The following is a 16,222-nucleotide window of genomic DNA, read 5'->3' on the forward strand; positions in this document are numbered from 1 at the left end:
TCATCCGCGCGAGGCCGTTGCCCACTCCCACCGCGGCGGCCTAGCGTCGGGGCATGACCACGGGAGGAGCCCCACGGGCGGGGGCGGCGAGGCGGCCGTCCGGACCGGCGCTGCGGGCGGCCTTGCCGGCGGCCTTCCTGGCGGGCCTGCTGGCGACCGCCTGCGGAGCCTCCGGGAGCGCCGGCTCGAGCGGCACCCGGTCACCGTCCGGCCCGTCGCCGTCCACCGCCTCGCCCGAGGAACTGTGCACCCGCGTCGTAGCCCACTGGTCGCGCGAGGTCCTGGACAGCACCGCTTACGGGGACTACCAGTCGATGGGACTGTCCAACGGACAGTACGAGATCCTGCGCGCCGTCGTGGACGCCGCACGGACCGCGAAGAAGCACCAAGGTGCCGACGCGGCGGACGAGTTGATCGACCGCGAGGCGGGCCGGGCCTGCGCGGACCGGTACCGCTCCGGCGGCCCGACCGAGGGCCCCTGGCAGTGAGCGGCGTGGGCCCGGTGGAGCCCGGCGAGGGCACCCACGCGTGGGAGACCGACGACACCGGCCCCGCCGCCGGCCCGCACCGCTCCCCCGGCACCCGCCACTCATCCGACGCCCTTGACGCCGACGCCTTCGCCGCGCAGGCCTCAACTCCCGCCGGACGCCTGGTCCTTCGGCTCCGCCGGTTCGTCCGCCCGCCTGCCGCCCACCGCCGCGCCGTGCCGGCGGCGCTCGCCGCGGCACTCCTCCTCGCGGGCGGCGGCTACCTCTACGCGACCCGGCCGCACGACGCCGAACCGGCGGCCCCCGCACCGCCGTTCCCGTCCCAGGTGGTGGACGTCAGCTACCTCGGCGAGGTCGTACCGCCCGGGGCCCTCCCCCGCACCTTCGCCTTCGAGGTCCTGCTCGGCGTGGAGTCAGGACCGCCCGTCACCGTGACGCGACTGACCCAGCCGTACACCGGCCTTTCTCTGACCTCGGTCCCCCGTACGCCCTTCAGGACAAAAGCGGGGTCCGTCCGCAAAGTCGTCATCACCATGCGGGTAACGGAATGCGGAGAAGTGCCGAAGAACGTCGGTCTGCCTTTCGTGGACGTAACTCTACGTAATGCGCGCGCAATACAAGCCCACAGTTTCATCCTCGGCGCCCGCTATGCACATGACCTCTCCCAAGCCCTACAAGTCGCCTGTAGCAACGAAATCGGTCATCACCAAAACGCCTGAGACGCCTGAACGTACCCGGGTTCGTCCTGCGCGTTCTCAGCATGCGGACAGGGCGAATCGGCCTGAATTCAGCTGTTCCACCCACCAAGTACCGCTCTGCATTACCTCGTGTCATAACAAGAGCGTCACAGCATCGGCCAGACTCTCCTCTCCGTCAGCTTCACCCGCTTAGAGTCACGCCCAGTCACCGCGCGGCTGGAATACCCCTTCGGCCCAGCGCTCGACTCGGCCTCTTCCAGGGGGGAGAGCCGCCCAGGGAAAGGACTGGAACGTGCGCCAACGTTCGCTCATCGCCATTACCGCCGCGCTGTCCGCGGGAGCACTCACCCTCACCGCCTGCGGCTCGCGCGACAGCGACGACAAGGGCTCCGACAGCGGCGGCACCACCGTCACCATCGGTATCGACGCCCCGCTGACCGGCGACCTGTCCGCGCTGGGCCTCGGCATCAAGAACTCCGTCGACCTCGCCGCCAAGACGGCCAACAAGCAGAAGTACGTCGACGGCATCACCTTCAAGGTCGAGGCGCTCGACGACCAGGCCCAGCCGTCCTCGGGCCAGCAGAACGCCACCAAGCTGGTCGCCGACAAGTCCGTCCTCGGCGTGGTCGGCCCGCTGAACTCCTCCGTCGCCGAGTCGATGCAGAAGGTCTTCGACGACGCCAAGCTCGTCGAGGTCTCCCCGGCCAACACCAACCCGGCGCTCACCCAGGGCACCGACTGGGCGACCACGAAGAAGCGCGTCTACACGTCGTACTTCCGCACCGCGACCACGGACGCCATCCAGGGCCCGTTCGCCGCGCAGTACCTGATCAACGACGCCAAGAAGAAGAAGGTCTTCGTCATCGACGACAAGAAGACCTACGGCGCCGGCCTGGCCGGAACCTTCACCGAGGAGTTCAAGAAGCTCGGCGGCACGGTGGCGGGCACCGAGCACATCAACCCGGACAGCAAGGACTTCTCGGCCATCGCCACCAAGGTCAAGAACTCCGGCGCCGACGTCGTCTACTACGGCGGCGAGTACCCGCAGGCCGGCCCCCTGAGCAAGCAGATCAAGGCCGCCGGCGCCAAGATCCCCGTGGTCGGCGGTGACGGCATCTACAGCGCCGACTTCATCAAGCTGGCCGGCGCCAGCGCCACTGGCGACCTCGCCACCTCGGTCGGCGCGCCCGTCGAGGAGCTGGCCTCCGCCAAGGAGTTCGTGGCCAACTACAAGACCGAGGGCTACAAGGAGGCCTACGAGGCCTACGGCGGCTACTCCTACGACTCGGCCTGGGCGATCATCGAAGCCGTGAAGAAGGCCGTCGACGACAACGACGGCAAGCTCCCGGACGACGCCCGCGCCAAGGTCACCGCCGCCATGCAGAACGTCTCCTTCGACGGTGTGACCGGCAAGGTCTCCTTCGACGAGTTCGGTGACGCCACCAACAAGCAGCTCACCGTCTACGCCGTCGAGAACGGCGCCTGGAAGCCGGTGAAGTCCGGCACCTACTCCGGCTGACCCACCCGCATCACACGAGCCGCGCGGGGCGCTGTTCCACTGGCGCCCCGCGCGGACTCACATCCGGACACATCCGTCGAAATCATCCGAACGTCTCGGAGGACATGCGGTGAACGAACTGCCGCAGCAGCTGGTCAACGGCCTGCTACTGGGATCCATGTACGGGCTGGTCGCCATTGGCTACACAATGGTCTACGGCATCGTCCAGCTCATCAACTTCGCCCACGGCGAGATCTTCATGACGGGCGCCTTCGGGGCTCTCTCCGTCTACCTCTGGGTACTGCCGAACGGCACGACCATGTGGATAGCCCTGCCGCTCATGCTCGTCGGCGCCATCCTGGTCGCCGTCCTCGTCGCCATCGGAGCGGAACGGTTCGCCTACCGCCCCCTGCGCGGAGCACCCCGCCTCGCCCCCCTCATCACGGCCATCGGCCTCTCCCTGGCCCTCCAGCAGGCCGTCTGGGCCTGGTACCCGGAAGCCACCTCGGCCCGCACGTTCCCCCAGATCGAGGGCGGCCCCTTCCACATCGGCGACGTCACGATCCAGACCGGTGACATCTTCCTGCTGGCCGCCGCCCCCATCAGCATGGCCGTCCTCGCCTACTTCGTCATGAAGACCCGCACCGGACGCGGCATGCAGGCCACGGCACAGGACCCGGACACCGCCAAGCTCATGGGCGTCAACACCGACCGGATCATCGTGATCGCCTTCGCCCTCGGCGCCGTCTTCGCCGCCATCGGCGGTGTCGCCTACGGCCTGAAGTACGGTCAGATCGACTACCGCATGGGCTTCATCCTCGGCCTCAAGGCCTTCACGGCAGCCGTCCTCGGCGGCATCGGCAACATCTACGGCGCCATGATCGGCGGCGTCGTCCTCGGCATCGCCGAAACCCTGGCCACCGCCTACATCGCCGACATCCCCGGCATGGACAAGTTCGGCAGCCAGTCCTGGGCCGACGTCTGGGCCTTCGTACTTCTCATCCTCGTACTGCTGTTCAGGCCACAAGGCCTGCTCGGCGAGCGCGTCGCGGACAGGGCGTGACACCGATGACCACACAGACCACCGCACCCGAGACCCCGAGCGCCCCCACCTCGGGGCCCGCCACCGGCCTCATCGGCATCCCGCCGCACCTCGGCCGCGCCCTCGCCACCGGCGGCGGCGCCCTCACCGTCGTCTCCACCTTCCTCGCCTGGACCTGGACCGCCGCCTTCCCCGGCGACCTCACCGTCTACGGCTACCCCGGCGGCCTCCAGGTCCTCGCCCTCATCGGCGGCGCCCTCACCACCCTGTTCGGCCTCTCCTCCTACGGCGTCAAGGGTCTGCGCTGGCTCACCCCCGCCGGCGGCGACGGCGCCATCAAGTTCGCCGCGCTCGCCGCCTTCGCCACCGTCTGGTACACGGTCATCGCGATCACCGTCGACCTCGGCGGCATCGTCAACCTCGAGCCCGGCGGCTACATCGCCGCCCTCGCCACCCTCACCGCCTTCCTCGGCGCCCTCGCCCTCCCCTTCGAGCGCCCCGAACCCGAACCCCACGACCCGGACGACACCGGTTGGGAACTCTTCCGCCACCGCCTCCGCGCCGGCCGTGACACCACCAAGGCAGCGTTCGCCGGCGGCACCGCCCGCCCCCTCGGCGCCCTGCCCTCCTACGCCGAGATCCTGATCATCGTCGCCGTCCTCGGCCTCGGCCTCACGATCTTCACCTACGGCATCGGCACCGAGTACGACGAACTCTTCGTCGGCTTCCTGATCACCGCCGCCTTCGGCTTCGCCGCACTCAACAAGTCCGGCCTCGTCGCCCAGGCCAGCCAGATCACCGCCCGCCACCAGAACATCACCATCTGCGGCGCCTTCGTCGCCGCCGCGATGTTCCCCTTCACCCAGACCGACGACCAGTACGCCACCGTCGGCGTCTACATCCTGATCTTCGGCACCGTCGCCCTCGGCCTCAACATCGTCGTCGGCCTCGCCGGTCTCCTCGACCTCGGCTACGTCGCCTTCCTCGGCGTCGGCGCCTACGCCGCCGCCATGGTCTCCGGCTCCCCCAGCTCCCCGTTCGACGTGCACTTCCCGTTCTGGGCCGCCGTCCTCGTCGGCGCCGCAGCCTCCCTCGTCTTCGGCGTCCTCATCGGCGCCCCGACCCTGCGACTGCGCGGCGACTACCTCGCCATCGTCACCCTCGGCTTCGGCGAGATCTTCCGCATCACCGCGAACAACCTCGACGGCACCTCCGGCCCCGACATCACCAACGGCTCCAACGGCATCTCCTCCATCCCGAACCTCAACATCCTCGGGTTCGACTTCGGAGCCGAACACGTCATCGCCGGATTCACCATCGGCCGGTTCGCCAACTACTTCTTCCTGATGCTCCTCATCACCGCCGTCGTCGTCCTCGTCTTCCGGCGCAGCGGCGACTCCCGCATCGGCCGCGCCTGGGTCGCCATCCGCGAAGACGAGACCGCCGCCCTCGCCATGGGCATCAACGGCTTCCGCGTCAAGCTCATCGCCTTCGCCGTCGGCGCCTCCCTCGCCGGCCTCGCCGGCACCGTCCAGGCCCACGTCACCTACACCGTGACCCCCGAGCAGTACCTCTTCGCCGGCCCCATCCCGCCCAACTCCGCCTTCCTGCTCGCCGCGGTCGTCCTGGGCGGCATGGGCACCATCAGCGGCCCCCTCATCGGCGCCGCGCTGCTCTTCCTCATCCCCAACAAGCTCCAGTTCCTCGGCGACTACCAGCTCTTCGCCTTCGGTCTCGCCCTCATCCTGCTGATGCGCTTCCGCCCCGAGGGACTCATCCCCAACCGGCGCCGTCAGCTCGAGTTCCACGAGGACGCGGAAGCTCCCACCGTCCTGACCAAGGCAGGGGCCTGACCACCATGACCACCGACACCACCACCACGGTCGCCCCCGTCGGCGAAAGGGTCCTCGACGCCCGCGGCGTCACCATGCGCTTCGGCGGCCTCACCGCCGTGCGCGACGTCGACCTGCACGTCAACGCCGGAGAGATCGTCGGCCTCATCGGCCCCAACGGAGCCGGCAAGACGACCTTCTTCAACTGCCTCACCGGCCTCTACATCCCCACCGAGGGCGAGGTCCGCTACAAGGGCACCGTCCTGCCGCCCAAATCCTTCAAGGTCACCGCGGCCGGCATCGCCCGCACCTTCCAGAACATCCGTCTGTTCGCCAACATGACAGTCCTGGAGAACGTCCTCGTAGGCCGCCACACCCGCACCAAGGAAGGCTTCTGGTCGGCCGTCCTGCGCCTCCCCTCCTTCCACCGGGCGGAAGCCGCCTCCCGCGCACGGGCCATGGAACTCCTGGAGTTCATCGGCCTGGAGAAGAAGGCCGACCACCTCGCACGCAACCTCCCCTACGGCGAACAGCGCAAACTGGAGATCGCGCGAGCACTGGCCAGCGAGCCCGGGCTGCTCCTCCTCGACGAGCCCACCGCCGGCATGAACCCCCAGGAAACCCGCGCGACCGAAGAGCTCGTCTTCGCCATCCGCGACAAGGGCATCGCCGTCCTCGTCATCGAGCACGACATGCGCTTCATCTTCAACCTCTGCGACCGGGTCGCCGTACTCGTGCAGGGCGAGAAACTCGTCGAAGGCGACAGCGCCACCGTCCAGGGCGACGAACGCGTCGTCGCCGCCTACCTCGGCGAACCCTTCGAAAACGCCCCCGGCGACGAAGAGATAGCCGAAGTCGAGGCCGCCGAAGCGAAGGCCGACAGCGCCGCCACTCCGACGGACGCCGCGCCCGGCAAGGAGAACGACCGATGACCGCACTGCTCGAAGTCGAGGACCTCCGGGTCGCCTACGGCAAGATCGAGGCCGTCAAAGGCATCTCGTTCAAGGTCGAGGCCGGCGAGGTCGTCACCCTGATCGGCACCAACGGCGCCGGCAAGACCACCACCCTGCGCACCCTCTCCGGACTCCTCAAGCCCGTCGGCGGCCAGATCAAGTTCAACGGCAAATCGCTGAAGAAGATCCCCGCCCACGACATCGTCTCGCTCGGACTCGCCCACTCCCCCGAGGGGCGGCACATCTTCCCGCGCATGACGATCGAGGACAACCTCCGCCTCGGCGCCTTCCTCCGCAGCGACAAGCCCGGCATCGAGAAGGACATCCAGCGCGCCTACGACCTCTTCCCCATCCTGGGAGAGCGCCGCAAGCAGGCCGCCGGCACCCTCTCGGGCGGCGAACAGCAGATGCTCGCCATGGGCCGCGCCCTCATGTCCCAGCCCAAACTGCTCATGCTGGACGAGCCCTCCATGGGCCTCTCCCCCATCATGATGCAGAAGATCATGTCCACCATCGTCGAGCTCAAGGCCCAGGGCATGACCATCCTGCTCATCGAGCAGAACGCCCAGGCCGCCCTCTCGCTCGCCGACCACGGCCACGTCATGGAGATCGGAAAGATCGTCCTCTCCGGCACCGGCCAGGACCTCCTCCACGACGAGTCCGTCCGCAAGGCGTACCTCGGCGAGGACTGAGCACCCCTCGCACACGACACACGCACACGACGAGGCCCGCGCCCCTTCTCGGGGCGCGGGCCTCGTCGTTTCGCGTAGGTCCGGGCGGCTCAGCCCTTCGACGACTTCTTCTCGTCGGCGTCCTGGATGACCGCCTCCGCCACCTGCTGCATCGACATCCGACGGTCCATCGACGTCTTCTGGATCCACCGGAACGCCGCCGGCTCCGTCAGCCCGTACTCCGTCTGAAGAACCGACTTCGCCCGGTCCACCAGCTTGCGCGTCTCGAGCCGCAGCGTCAGATCCGCGACCTCGTTCTCCAGCTCACGCAGCTCCGTGAACCGCGAGACGGCCATCTCGATCGCCGGGACGACGTCACTCTTGCTGAACGGCTTCACGAGATACGCCATCGCACCGGCGTCACGCGCCCGCTCGACGAGGTCGCGCTGTGAGAACGCGGTCAGCATCAGCACCGGCGCGATGCGCTCCTCGGCGATCTTCTCGGCCGCCGAGATGCCGTCCATCTTGGGCATCTTCACATCGAGGATGACCAGGTCCGGCTTGTGCTCGCGCGCCAGCTCGATCGCCTGCTCACCGTCACCGGCCTCGCCGACGACGCTGTAGCCCTCCTCCTCCAGCATCTCTTTGAGGTCGAGACGGATCAGCGCCTCGTCCTCGGCGATGACGACGCGGGTCGTCAGCGGAGGCACGTGCGACTTGTCGTCGTCGGGCGCGTCTACGGGCTGGGGCGACTCGGGGGCGGTCACGGGGGCTCCTTGTTACGGGCCGGGCAGTGCTGCTGGTTATGCAGCCTACCTAGAGGCGGGGCGTCACGGTGACCCGGTATGCTTCCGATCAGCCAGTCCCGCCGGGTTGGTGGAATCGGCATACACACGGTCCTCAAAAGACCGCGCCTCACGGCTTGCGGGTTCGAGTCCCGCACCCGGCACCGACAAGCGGAGGATCACGTTCGTGTGATCCTCCGCTTTTTGCTGCGCACGGCCACGACAGTGAAGCCCTACTTCGGGCTGTCGTCCTCGCCCACGTGATGGACGCGGACCAGGTTCGTCGAGCCCGAGACCCCGGTGAGCGATCCCGCCGTGATGACCACCACGTCACCCTGCCGGCAGCGCCCGTACCTGAGCAGCAGCTCGTCGACCTGGTCGACCATCGCGTCGGTGGAGTCCGCGTGCGGGCCGAGGAAGGTCTCGACCCCCCAGGTCAGGCTCAGCTGGGAGCGGGTCGCCGGTTCGGGGGTGAAGGCGAGGAGGGGGATCGGGGAGCGGTAGCGGGAGAGGCGGCGGACGGTGTCGCCGCTCTGGGTGAAGGCGACGAGGAACTCGGCGTCGAGGAAGTCGCCGATCTCGGCGGCCGCGCGGGCGACGGCGCCGCCCTGGGTGCGGGGTTTGTTGTCGGCGGTGAGGTCGGGCAGGCCCTTGGCGAGGATGTCCTCTTCGGCCGCTTCGACGATCTTCGCCATCGTGCGGACGGTCTGGATGGCGTATTTGCCGACGCTGGTCTCGCCGGAGAGCATGACCGCGTCGGTGCCGTCGATGACGGCGTTGGCGACGTCGGAGGCTTCGGCGCGGGTGGGGCGGGAGTTCTCGATCATGGAGTCGAGCATCTGGGTGGCGACGATGACGGGCTTGGCATTGCGCTTCGCCAGCTTGATCGCGCGCTTTTGGACGATGGGGACCTGTTCGAGGGGCATTTCGACGCCGAGGTCGCCGCGAGCGACCATGATTCCGTCGAAGGCGGCGACGATGTCGTCGATGTTCTCGACGGCCTGGGGCTTTTCGATCTTGGCGATGACGGGGAGGCGGCGGCCTTCGTCGTCCATGATCCGGTGGACGTCCACGATGTCCCGGCCGCTGCGGACGAAGGAGAGGGCGATGACGTCGAAGCCCGTGCGGAGCGCCCAGCGCAGGTCGTCCTCGTCCTTTTTGGAGAGGGCGGGGACGGAGACGGCGACGCCGGGGAGATTGAGGCCCTTGTGGTCGGAGATCACGCCGCCTTCGATGACGCGGGTGCGGACGCGTGGTCCGTCGACCTCTGTGACCTCGAGGCAGACCTTGCCGTCGTCGACGAGGATGCGTTCGCCGGTGGTGACGTCTTCCGCGAGGCCGGCGTAGGTCGTGCCGCACTTGTGGCGGTCGCCTTCGACGCCTTCTTCGACGGTGATGGTGAAGGTGTCGCCGCGTTCAAGGAGTACGGGGCCTTCGGTGAAGTTGCCGAGGCGGATCTTCGGACCCTGAAGGTCGGCGAGGAGGCCGACGCTGCGGCCGGTTTCGTCGGAGGCCTTGCGAACGCGCTGGTAGCGCTCCTCGTGCTCGGCGTGGCCGCCGTGGCTGAGGTTGAAGCGGGCTACGTCCATTCCGGCGTCGACCAGGGCTTTGACCTGGTCGTAGCTGTCGGTGGCGGGGCCCAGGGTGCAGACGATTTTTGCTCGGCGCATGTTTCGAGCTTATGTCTTACCGATGGGTAGCGAATTGGGTGAGCATGGCGGCTCAACAACCTTTGGGTGAAGGGTTGTTGTCAACCAATAAATTGTGCGGGCTACCGCTCTGATGAGCACTTTTCTGTTTTCCTCGAATGGGTGAATTCACAGGCTCGGTGGATTCATCGTGAACTGTGCGCTGATCTCGGCGCGGACCTGGATGCGCTGGGGTTCGAGGTCGAGGGGTTCGGGGGTCTCGGTGTCGGCTTCGGCGGCTGCCATGGAGAAGCGGACGGCGCGGCGGTCGAAGGCGGCGCGGGGGCGTCCACCCGGTGTGCCGGTGTCGGCGAGTTCGAGGAGGGCGGCGACGGTGGTGCCGAGTGCCTCGGCGTACTCGTTGGCGCGTTGTACGGCTTCGCGTACGGCCTGCTGTCGGGCTCGGCGGTGGACGGGTGAGGTGGGGCGGAGTTGCCAGCTGGGGCCGTCGATCCGGGTGAGGTCGAGGTCGGCGAGGCGGGTGGTGAGTTCGCCGAGGGTGGTGAAGTCGCTGAGTTCGGCGGTGAGGTGGATGGTGCCGTGGTAGGTGCGGACGCGTTCGCCTCGGCCGCGGTGGTCGAGTTCGGGGGCGATGGAGACGGCGCCGGTGGAGAGGTTCTCGACTTCGTCGCCGTAGGACTTGATCAGGTCGAGGACGGTGGTGTTGCGGCGGGTGAGGTCGTCGAGGGTGGTGCGGCGGTCGCGGCCGCGGGCGGTGACGGTGATGCCGATGCGGGCGATCTCGGGGTCGACTTCGAGTTCGGCCTCGCCGCGGACCGTGAGGAGGGGGGCGTCGGGTGTGCCGTACGGGGGGTTCTGCGGGGAGGTCATACGTCCTACCTTGTCATGGCTTTCCCTGGTCCCTGGCGGGTGTTGACCGTGCTGGTCACCAGATCGAAACCTCCTGGACCTGTTGCCGTCGGTCGGGTCCGGGTCAGAATCTACGCGCGTCGTTGACCTTTCCCCGAGGAGCATGAGCCATGCCGTTGAATCGCCGGAAGTTCCTGAAGAAGTCCGCTGTGACCGGGGCGGGGGTGGCGATCGCGGGTGCTGCCGCGGCTCCGGCGCGGGCCGCCGAGGCGAAGAAGCCGGCGAAGCCGGTCAAGCAGCCGAAGCGGTATGCGCTGACCGTGCTGGGGACGACGGACCTGCATGGTCACGTCTTCAACTGGGACTACTTCAAGGACGCGGAGTACCAGGACGCGGCCGGCAATGCTCAGGGGCTGGCGCGTATCTCGACGCTGGTGAACCGGATCCGTGCGGAGAAGGGGCGCGAGAACACGCTGCTGCTGGACGCGGGCGACACGATCCAGGGCACTCCGCTGACGTACTACTACGCGAAGGTGGACCCGATCACCGCCAAGGGTGGTCCGGTGCATCCGATGGCGCAGGCGATGAACGCCATCGGGTACGACGCTGCGGCGCTGGGCAACCACGAGTTCAACTACGGCATCGAGACGCTGCGGAAGTTCGAGTCGCAGTTGCGGTTCCCGCTGCTCGGGGCGAACGCGGTGGACGCGAAGACGCTGAAGCCGGCGTTCCCGCCTTACGTGATCAAGACGTTCTGTGTGAAGGGCGCGCCGCCGGTGAAGGTGGCGGTGCTGGGTCTGACGAACCCGGGTATCGCGATCTGGGACAAGGCGTACGTGCAGGGCAAGCTGGCGTTCCCGGGGCTCGAGGAGCAGGCGGCGAAGTGGGTGCCGAAGCTGAAGTCGCTGGGTGCGGACGTGGTGATCGTGTCGGCGCACTCGGGTTCGTCCGGTACGTCGTCGTACGGTGACCAGTTGCCGTATGTGGAGAACTCGGCGGCGTTGGTGGCGCAGCAGGTGCCGGACATCGACGCGGTGCTGGTGGGTCACGCGCATGTGGAGATCCCGGAGCTGAAGGTCGTCAACGCGAAGACCGGGAAGACGGTCGTGCTGTCGGAGCCGTTGGCGTATGCGGAGCGGCTGTCGGTCTTCGATGTGGAGCTGGTGTTCGAGAAGGGGCGGTGGACGGTCGAGTCCGTTGCTTCGAAGGTGCTGAACTCCAACACGGTCGCGGACGATCCGAAGATCACGAAGCTGCTGGGCGACGAGCACGCGAAGGTCGTGGCGTATGTCAACCAGGTGGTCGGCAGCGCGACGGAGACGCTGACGACGGTGGAGGCGCGGTACAAGGACGCGCCGATCATCGACCTGATCACGAAGGTGCAGGAGGACGTCGTCAAGGCGGCCCTGGCGGGTACGTCGTACGCCTCGCTGCCGGTGATCGCGCAGGCGTCGCCGTTCTCGCGCACGTCGGAGATCCCGGCGGGTCAGGTGACGATCCGGGATCTGTCGAGCCTGTACGTGTACGACAACACGCTGGTGGCGAAGTTGATGACGGGTGCGCAGGTGCGGGCGTACCTGGAGTATTCGGCGCAGTACTTCGTGCAGACGGCGGCGGGAGCGGTGGTCGACACGGAGAAGCTGACGAACGCGGCGGGGCGTCCGGACTACAACTACGACTATGTGTCGGGTCTGGCGTACGAGATCGACATCGCGCAGGCGCCGGGTTCGCGGATCAGGAACCTGACGTTCGGCGGGGTGGCGTTGGACGATGCGCAGCAGTTCGTGCTGGCGGTGAACAACTACCGGGCCAATGGTGGTGGCGCGTTCCCGCACGTGGCGTCGGCACAGGAGTTGTGGTCGGAGTCGACGGAGATCCGTACGCGGATCTCGGAGTGGGTGACGGCGAAGGGTGTGCTGGATCCGAAGGACTTCGCGTCGGTGGACTGGAAGCTGACGCGTGACGGGACGCCGGTGTTCTAGGGGTTCCGACGTCTGGTGGTGCTGCGGGGCGGTGGGCGGTGTTTCGTGCGGTGGCCGGGTCGGTCACCGCGGGAGCACCGCCTTTCGCGTGTGTCGCTCGTGGGTGGTGGGTGCTGCCCGGGGTTTCAGCGTCGGTCGACGAGGGGGGTGAGGGTGGGTGCCTGTCGGGCCGTGGGGATGCGGGGTTGGGGTTGTTCGAGTCCGAAGGTGGTGAAGGCGGTGCGGGTGGGGAGGGGGTAGGTCTCCTTGCCGGTGAGGGTGTTGAGGATGGTGGCGGCGCGCCAGGCGGCGAGGCCCAAATCGGGTGCGCCTACGCCGTGGGTGTGGCGTTCGGCGTTCTGGACGTAGACGTTGCAGCCGGTGGCGGTGATGGAGGGGTCGAGGACGAGGCGGAAGTGTTCGTCGACGCGGGGGCGTTCGCTGTTGTCGCGGCGGATGTAGGGGTCGAGGCCGGCGAGGATGCGGTCGAGGGTGCGTTCGCGGTGGCCGGTGGCGAGGACGACGGCGTCGGTGGTGAGGCGGGTGCGGGTGTTCTGCTGGAGGTGTTCGAGGTGGAGTTCGATCTTGGTGGTGGCGATGCGTCCTGCGGTGCGGACGCGGACGCCGGGGGTGAGGACGGTGTCGGGCCAGCCGCCGCCCAGGGTGCGTCGGTAGAGCTCGTCGTGGATGGCGGCGAGGGTGGTGGCGTCGATGCCTTTGTGGAGTTGCCATTGGGCGGTGGTGAGGCGGTCGCGGGTGCTTTCGGGGAGGGCGTGGAAGTAGCGGGTGTAGTCGGGGGTGAAGTGTTCGAGGCCGAGTTTGGAGTACTCCATGGGGGCGAAGGCGTCGGTGCGGCCGATCCAGTGGAGTTGTTCGTGGCCGACGGGTCGGTGGCGGAGGAGGTCGAGGAAGACTTCGGCGCCGGACTGTCCTGACCCGACGACGGTGATGTGGCCGGCGGCGAGGAGGGTGTCGCGGTGGGTCAGGTAGTCGGTGGCGTGGACGACGGGTACGCCGGGGGCGTCGACGAGGGGGCGGAGGGCGTCGGGGACGTAGGGCTCGGTGCCGATGCCGAGGACGACGTTGCGGGTATGGGTGCGGCCGAGGGCTTCGGCTTCGCCGTCGGTGTCGAGTTGGGTGTGGTCGACTTCGAAGACGTCGCGCTCGGGGTTCCAGCGGACGGCGTCGGCCTGGTGGCGGAAGTGGAGTCCGGGGAGTTGGTCGGCGACCCAGCGGCAGTAGGTGTCGTATTCGGCGCGTTGGGTGTGGAAGCGCTCGGCGAAGTAGAAGGGGTAGAGGCGGTGGTGGGTCTTGAGGTAGTTGAGGAAGGTCCAGGGGCTGGTGGGGTCGGCGAGGGTGACGAGATCGGCGAGGAAGGGGACTTGGACGCGGGCGCCGTCGATGAGGAGGCCGGGGTGCCAGTCGAAGCGGGGGCGTTGTTCGTAGAAGACGGCGTCGAGTTCGGCGAGCGGATGGGCGAGGGCGGCGAGGGAGAGGTTGCAGGGGCCGATGCCGATGCCGACGAGGTCGCGGGGGGTGTCGGTGCCGAAGTGTGGGGGTGTGTTCATCGGGGGGTGTTTCCTTCCACCAGGTCGAGGAGGGTGGCGAGGTCGTGGGGGCGGGTGTGGGGGTTGAGGAGGGTGGCCTTGAGCCAGAGCCGGCCGTCGAGGCGGGCTCGGCCGAGGACGGCGCGGCCGTGGGTGAGGAGGCGGCGGCGGGTCTCGGCCACGGTCTCGTCGGGGGCGCCGGCGGGGCGGAACAGGACGGTGCTGATGGTGGGTGGGGCGTGGAGTTCGAAGCCGGGGTGTGCGGTGATGAGGGCGGCCAACTGCTGGGCACGGTCGCAGACTTGATCGACGAGCGCGCCGAGGCCGGTGCGGCCGAGGGTCTTGAGGGTGACGGCGATCTTGAGGGCGTCGGGGCGTCGGGTGGTGCGCAGGGAGCGGCCGAGGAGGTCGGGGAGGCCGGCTTCGGTGTCGTCGTCGGCGTTGAGATAGTCGGCGTGGTGGTGGAGGGCGGTGAGGTCGTGTGCGTCGCGGGCGGCGAGGAGCCCGGCGGCGACGGGTTGCCAGCCGAGTTTGTGCAGGTCGAGGGTGACGGTGTGGGCGGTGTCGAGGCCGGTGAGCAGGTGGCGGTGGCGGTCGCTGAAGAGGAGGCCGCCTCCGTAGGCGGCGTCGATGTGGAGGCGGGCGCCGTGGGTGGCGGTGAGGGCGGCGATGGCGGGGAGGGGGTCGATGAGTCCGGCGTCGGTGGTGCCGGCGGTGGCGGCGACGACGAGGGGGCCGCCGGGCAGGGTGGCGAGGGTGCGGGCGAGGGCGGCGGGGTCGAGGGTGCCGGTGGGGGTGGGGATGATGACGGGCTCGGGGAGGCCGAGGAACCAGGCGGCGCGGGGCAGGGAGTGGTGGGCGTTGGCGCCGCAGACGAGTCTGAGGGTGGGGCCGTGGGTTTCGCGGGCGAGGAGGAGGGCGAGCTGGTTGGCTTCGGTGCCGCCGGTGGTGACGAGGGCGTCGGCCATGCCTGCGTGAGCGGCGAGGGTCCGGGTCACGAGGGCCTCGAGTTCGGAGGCGGCCGGTGCCTGGTCCCAGGAGTCGAGGGAGGGGTTGAGGGCGGATACGGCGAGGTCGGCGGCGGTGGCGACGGCGAGGGGCGGGCAGTGCAGGTGGGCTGCGCAGAGGGGGTCGGCGGGGTCGGCGGCGCCTTCGGCGAGGGCCTGGACGAGGGTGGTGAGGGCGTGGGGGTCGCCGTGTTCGGGGAGGAGGTCTCCGGCCGCGTGCCGTACTCGCGCGGCGACGGCTTGGGGGCCGCCTGCGGGGAGTGGTCCTCCGCGGGCCCGCAGGCCGGCGGCGAGGGCGTCGAGGACGGTCGTGAGCAACGGCCTCAGGGCGTCGGGGCCTTCGGGTCCTGAGGCGAGGGGCGGCAAGCTCACGGGGGCTCCTCCGGGGCGCGGGGGCGGGTGCCTCGCAGCGGGGAGTGTCAGCTTGTCGGGGATTGCGCGGGCGCGCCCGGAACATCCGGTGAGCGGAACCCTAACGGGGGACGTCGGGGCGGCGCCGGCCTTGCCCCACGGGGGCTTGCGTCACGGGGGCTTGCGTCACGGGGGCTTGCGTCACGGGGCTTGCCCCTGGCATTGCTTGCCTTGGCCCAGGCGCGGGCGCGGGTCTGACGCGGGGCGCGGACCTGACGCGGGGCGGTAGGTGGCGCCGGGGCCGGAGGTATGCGGTGCCGGGGTTGGTGTGGGCGCCGTTGGGGGCTGCCGCCCCCGGGCCCCCGCATCGGCCCTGAACGGGCCTCGTCCTCAATCGCCGGACGGGCTGGATTTGCCGACCGGCGCTGAAAGGCGGGACCAGAGGCCTCCGGGGCCGTCGGGTCCCCCGGGGACGCCAAGCCCGGAGCCGTCGGGTCCCCCGGGGCCGTCGGCTCGCCCGGGCCTGTCGGCTCGCCCGGGGTCGTCGGCTCGCCCGGGGTCGTCGGCTCACCCGGGGTCGTCGGCTCACCCGGGGTCGTCGGCTCGCCCGGGGTCGTCGGCTCGCCGCGGGCCGTCGCGGCCGTCAGCTCCCCCGTAAGGCCGCCGAATCCCCCTCGGTGATCAGGGGCCCCGGGGCCGTCGGCTCCCCCGGGGCCACCAGTCCCCCAGGGCGATCGGCTCCCCCGGGGCCACCAGTCCCCCAGGGCGATCGGCTCCCCCGGGGCCACCAGTCCCCCAGGGCGATCGGCTCCCCCGGGGCCACCAGTCCCCGAGGGCCGTCGGCTCCCCCGGGCCGTCCGGCCTCTCGGGGCCGTCGGGGAATTCCGGGGG

13 protein-coding genes and 1 tRNA gene are annotated in these 16,222 nt (G+C 69.3%); 9 read left to right on the forward strand and 5 right to left on the reverse strand.

Features of this window, described 5'->3' with window-relative positions:
- The first annotated feature begins 53 nt into the window (after positions 1–53).
- The 7 genes from QF030_RS12540 to QF030_RS12570 all read left to right on the forward strand — a co-directional run bounded on the left by QF030_RS12540 (position 54) and on the right by QF030_RS12570 (position 7,203).
- Positions 54–488 (forward strand): hypothetical protein, encoded by a 435-nt coding sequence (locus QF030_RS12540; RefSeq protein WP_307162740.1) that lies wholly within the window; start codon positions 54–56, stop codon positions 486–488.
- Entirely contained in the window at positions 485–1,207 is a 723-nt protein-coding gene (locus tag QF030_RS12545; RefSeq protein WP_307162741.1) for a Tat pathway signal sequence domain protein, read from the forward strand. Before QF030_RS12540 ends, QF030_RS12545 begins: the two co-directional genes overlap by 4 nt.
- A 271-nt stretch (positions 1,208–1,478) precedes the next feature.
- Positions 1,479–2,705, forward strand: coding sequence for a branched-chain amino acid ABC transporter substrate-binding protein (locus tag QF030_RS12550; RefSeq protein WP_307162742.1), 1,227 nt, complete (start codon positions 1,479–1,481; stop codon positions 2,703–2,705).
- Between the two features lie 109 nt (positions 2,706–2,814).
- Positions 2,815–3,747 (forward strand): branched-chain amino acid ABC transporter permease, encoded by a 933-nt coding sequence (locus QF030_RS12555; protein ID WP_307162743.1) that lies wholly within the window; start codon positions 2,815–2,817, stop codon positions 3,745–3,747.
- 5 nt (positions 3,748–3,752) lie between these two features.
- Complete coding sequence (locus QF030_RS12560; RefSeq protein WP_307162744.1) at positions 3,753–5,579, forward strand: branched-chain amino acid ABC transporter permease; 1,827 nt, start codon at positions 3,753–3,755, stop codon at positions 5,577–5,579.
- Between the two features lie 5 nt (positions 5,580–5,584).
- Positions 5,585–6,490 (forward strand): ABC transporter ATP-binding protein, encoded by a 906-nt coding sequence (locus QF030_RS12565; RefSeq protein WP_307162745.1) that lies wholly within the window; start codon positions 5,585–5,587, stop codon positions 6,488–6,490.
- A complete protein-coding gene (locus QF030_RS12570; protein WP_230196219.1) occupies positions 6,487–7,203 on the forward strand; it encodes an ABC transporter ATP-binding protein in 717 nt (238 codons plus the stop codon). The genes QF030_RS12565 and QF030_RS12570 overlap by 4 nt, the downstream gene beginning before the upstream one ends.
- A gap of 89 nt (positions 7,204–7,292) precedes the next feature.
- Here the strand turns inward: QF030_RS12570 and QF030_RS12575 are convergent, their stop codons facing one another.
- A complete protein-coding gene (locus QF030_RS12575; RefSeq protein ID WP_307162746.1) occupies positions 7,293–7,949 on the reverse strand; it encodes an ANTAR domain-containing response regulator in 657 nt (218 codons plus the stop codon).
- Between the two features lie 100 nt (positions 7,950–8,049).
- On the opposite strand from QF030_RS12575, the gene QF030_RS12580 reads away from it, so the two are divergent.
- Positions 8,050–8,131, forward strand: a tRNA-Leu gene (locus tag QF030_RS12580).
- A gap of 69 nt (positions 8,132–8,200) precedes the next feature.
- On the opposite strand, the gene pyk is transcribed toward QF030_RS12580, so the two are convergent.
- Both pyk and QF030_RS12590 read right to left on the reverse strand, forming a co-directional pair.
- Positions 8,201–9,637: a pyruvate kinase gene (gene pyk, locus QF030_RS12585; RefSeq protein WP_307162747.1), complete on the reverse strand. Its 1,437-nt coding sequence runs from the start codon at positions 9,635–9,637 to the stop codon at positions 8,201–8,203.
- A gap of 147 nt (positions 9,638–9,784) precedes the next feature.
- Positions 9,785–10,486, reverse strand: coding sequence for an SIMPL domain-containing protein (locus tag QF030_RS12590; RefSeq protein WP_307162748.1), 702 nt, complete (start codon positions 10,484–10,486; stop codon positions 9,785–9,787).
- Between the two features lie 149 nt (positions 10,487–10,635).
- Here QF030_RS12590 and QF030_RS12595 point away from each other — a divergent pair, with 149 nt between their 5' ends.
- On the forward strand, positions 10,636–12,447 hold the full coding sequence (locus QF030_RS12595; protein WP_307162749.1) for a bifunctional metallophosphatase/5'-nucleotidase: 1,812 nt from the start codon (positions 10,636–10,638) through the stop codon (positions 12,445–12,447).
- A gap of 125 nt (positions 12,448–12,572) precedes the next feature.
- On the opposite strand, the gene QF030_RS12600 is transcribed toward QF030_RS12595, so the two are convergent.
- On the reverse strand, positions 12,573–13,994 hold the full coding sequence (locus tag QF030_RS12600) for a lysine N(6)-hydroxylase/L-ornithine N(5)-oxygenase family protein (RefSeq protein WP_307162750.1): 1,422 nt from the start codon (positions 13,992–13,994) through the stop codon (positions 12,573–12,575).
- Positions 13,991–15,352 carry a pyridoxal phosphate-dependent decarboxylase family protein gene (locus QF030_RS12605; RefSeq protein ID WP_307162751.1) on the reverse strand — a complete coding sequence of 454 codons (1,362 nt, stop codon included), beginning with the start codon at positions 15,350–15,352 and terminating at the stop codon, positions 13,991–13,993. Before QF030_RS12605 ends, QF030_RS12600 begins: the two co-directional genes overlap by 4 nt.
- Positions 15,353–16,222: the final 870 nt, after the last annotated feature.

This window comes from Streptomyces rishiriensis (assembly GCF_030815485.1).
In the GTDB taxonomy this organism is placed as follows: Bacteria; Actinomycetota; Actinomycetes; order Streptomycetales; family Streptomycetaceae; genus Streptomyces; species Streptomyces rishiriensis_A.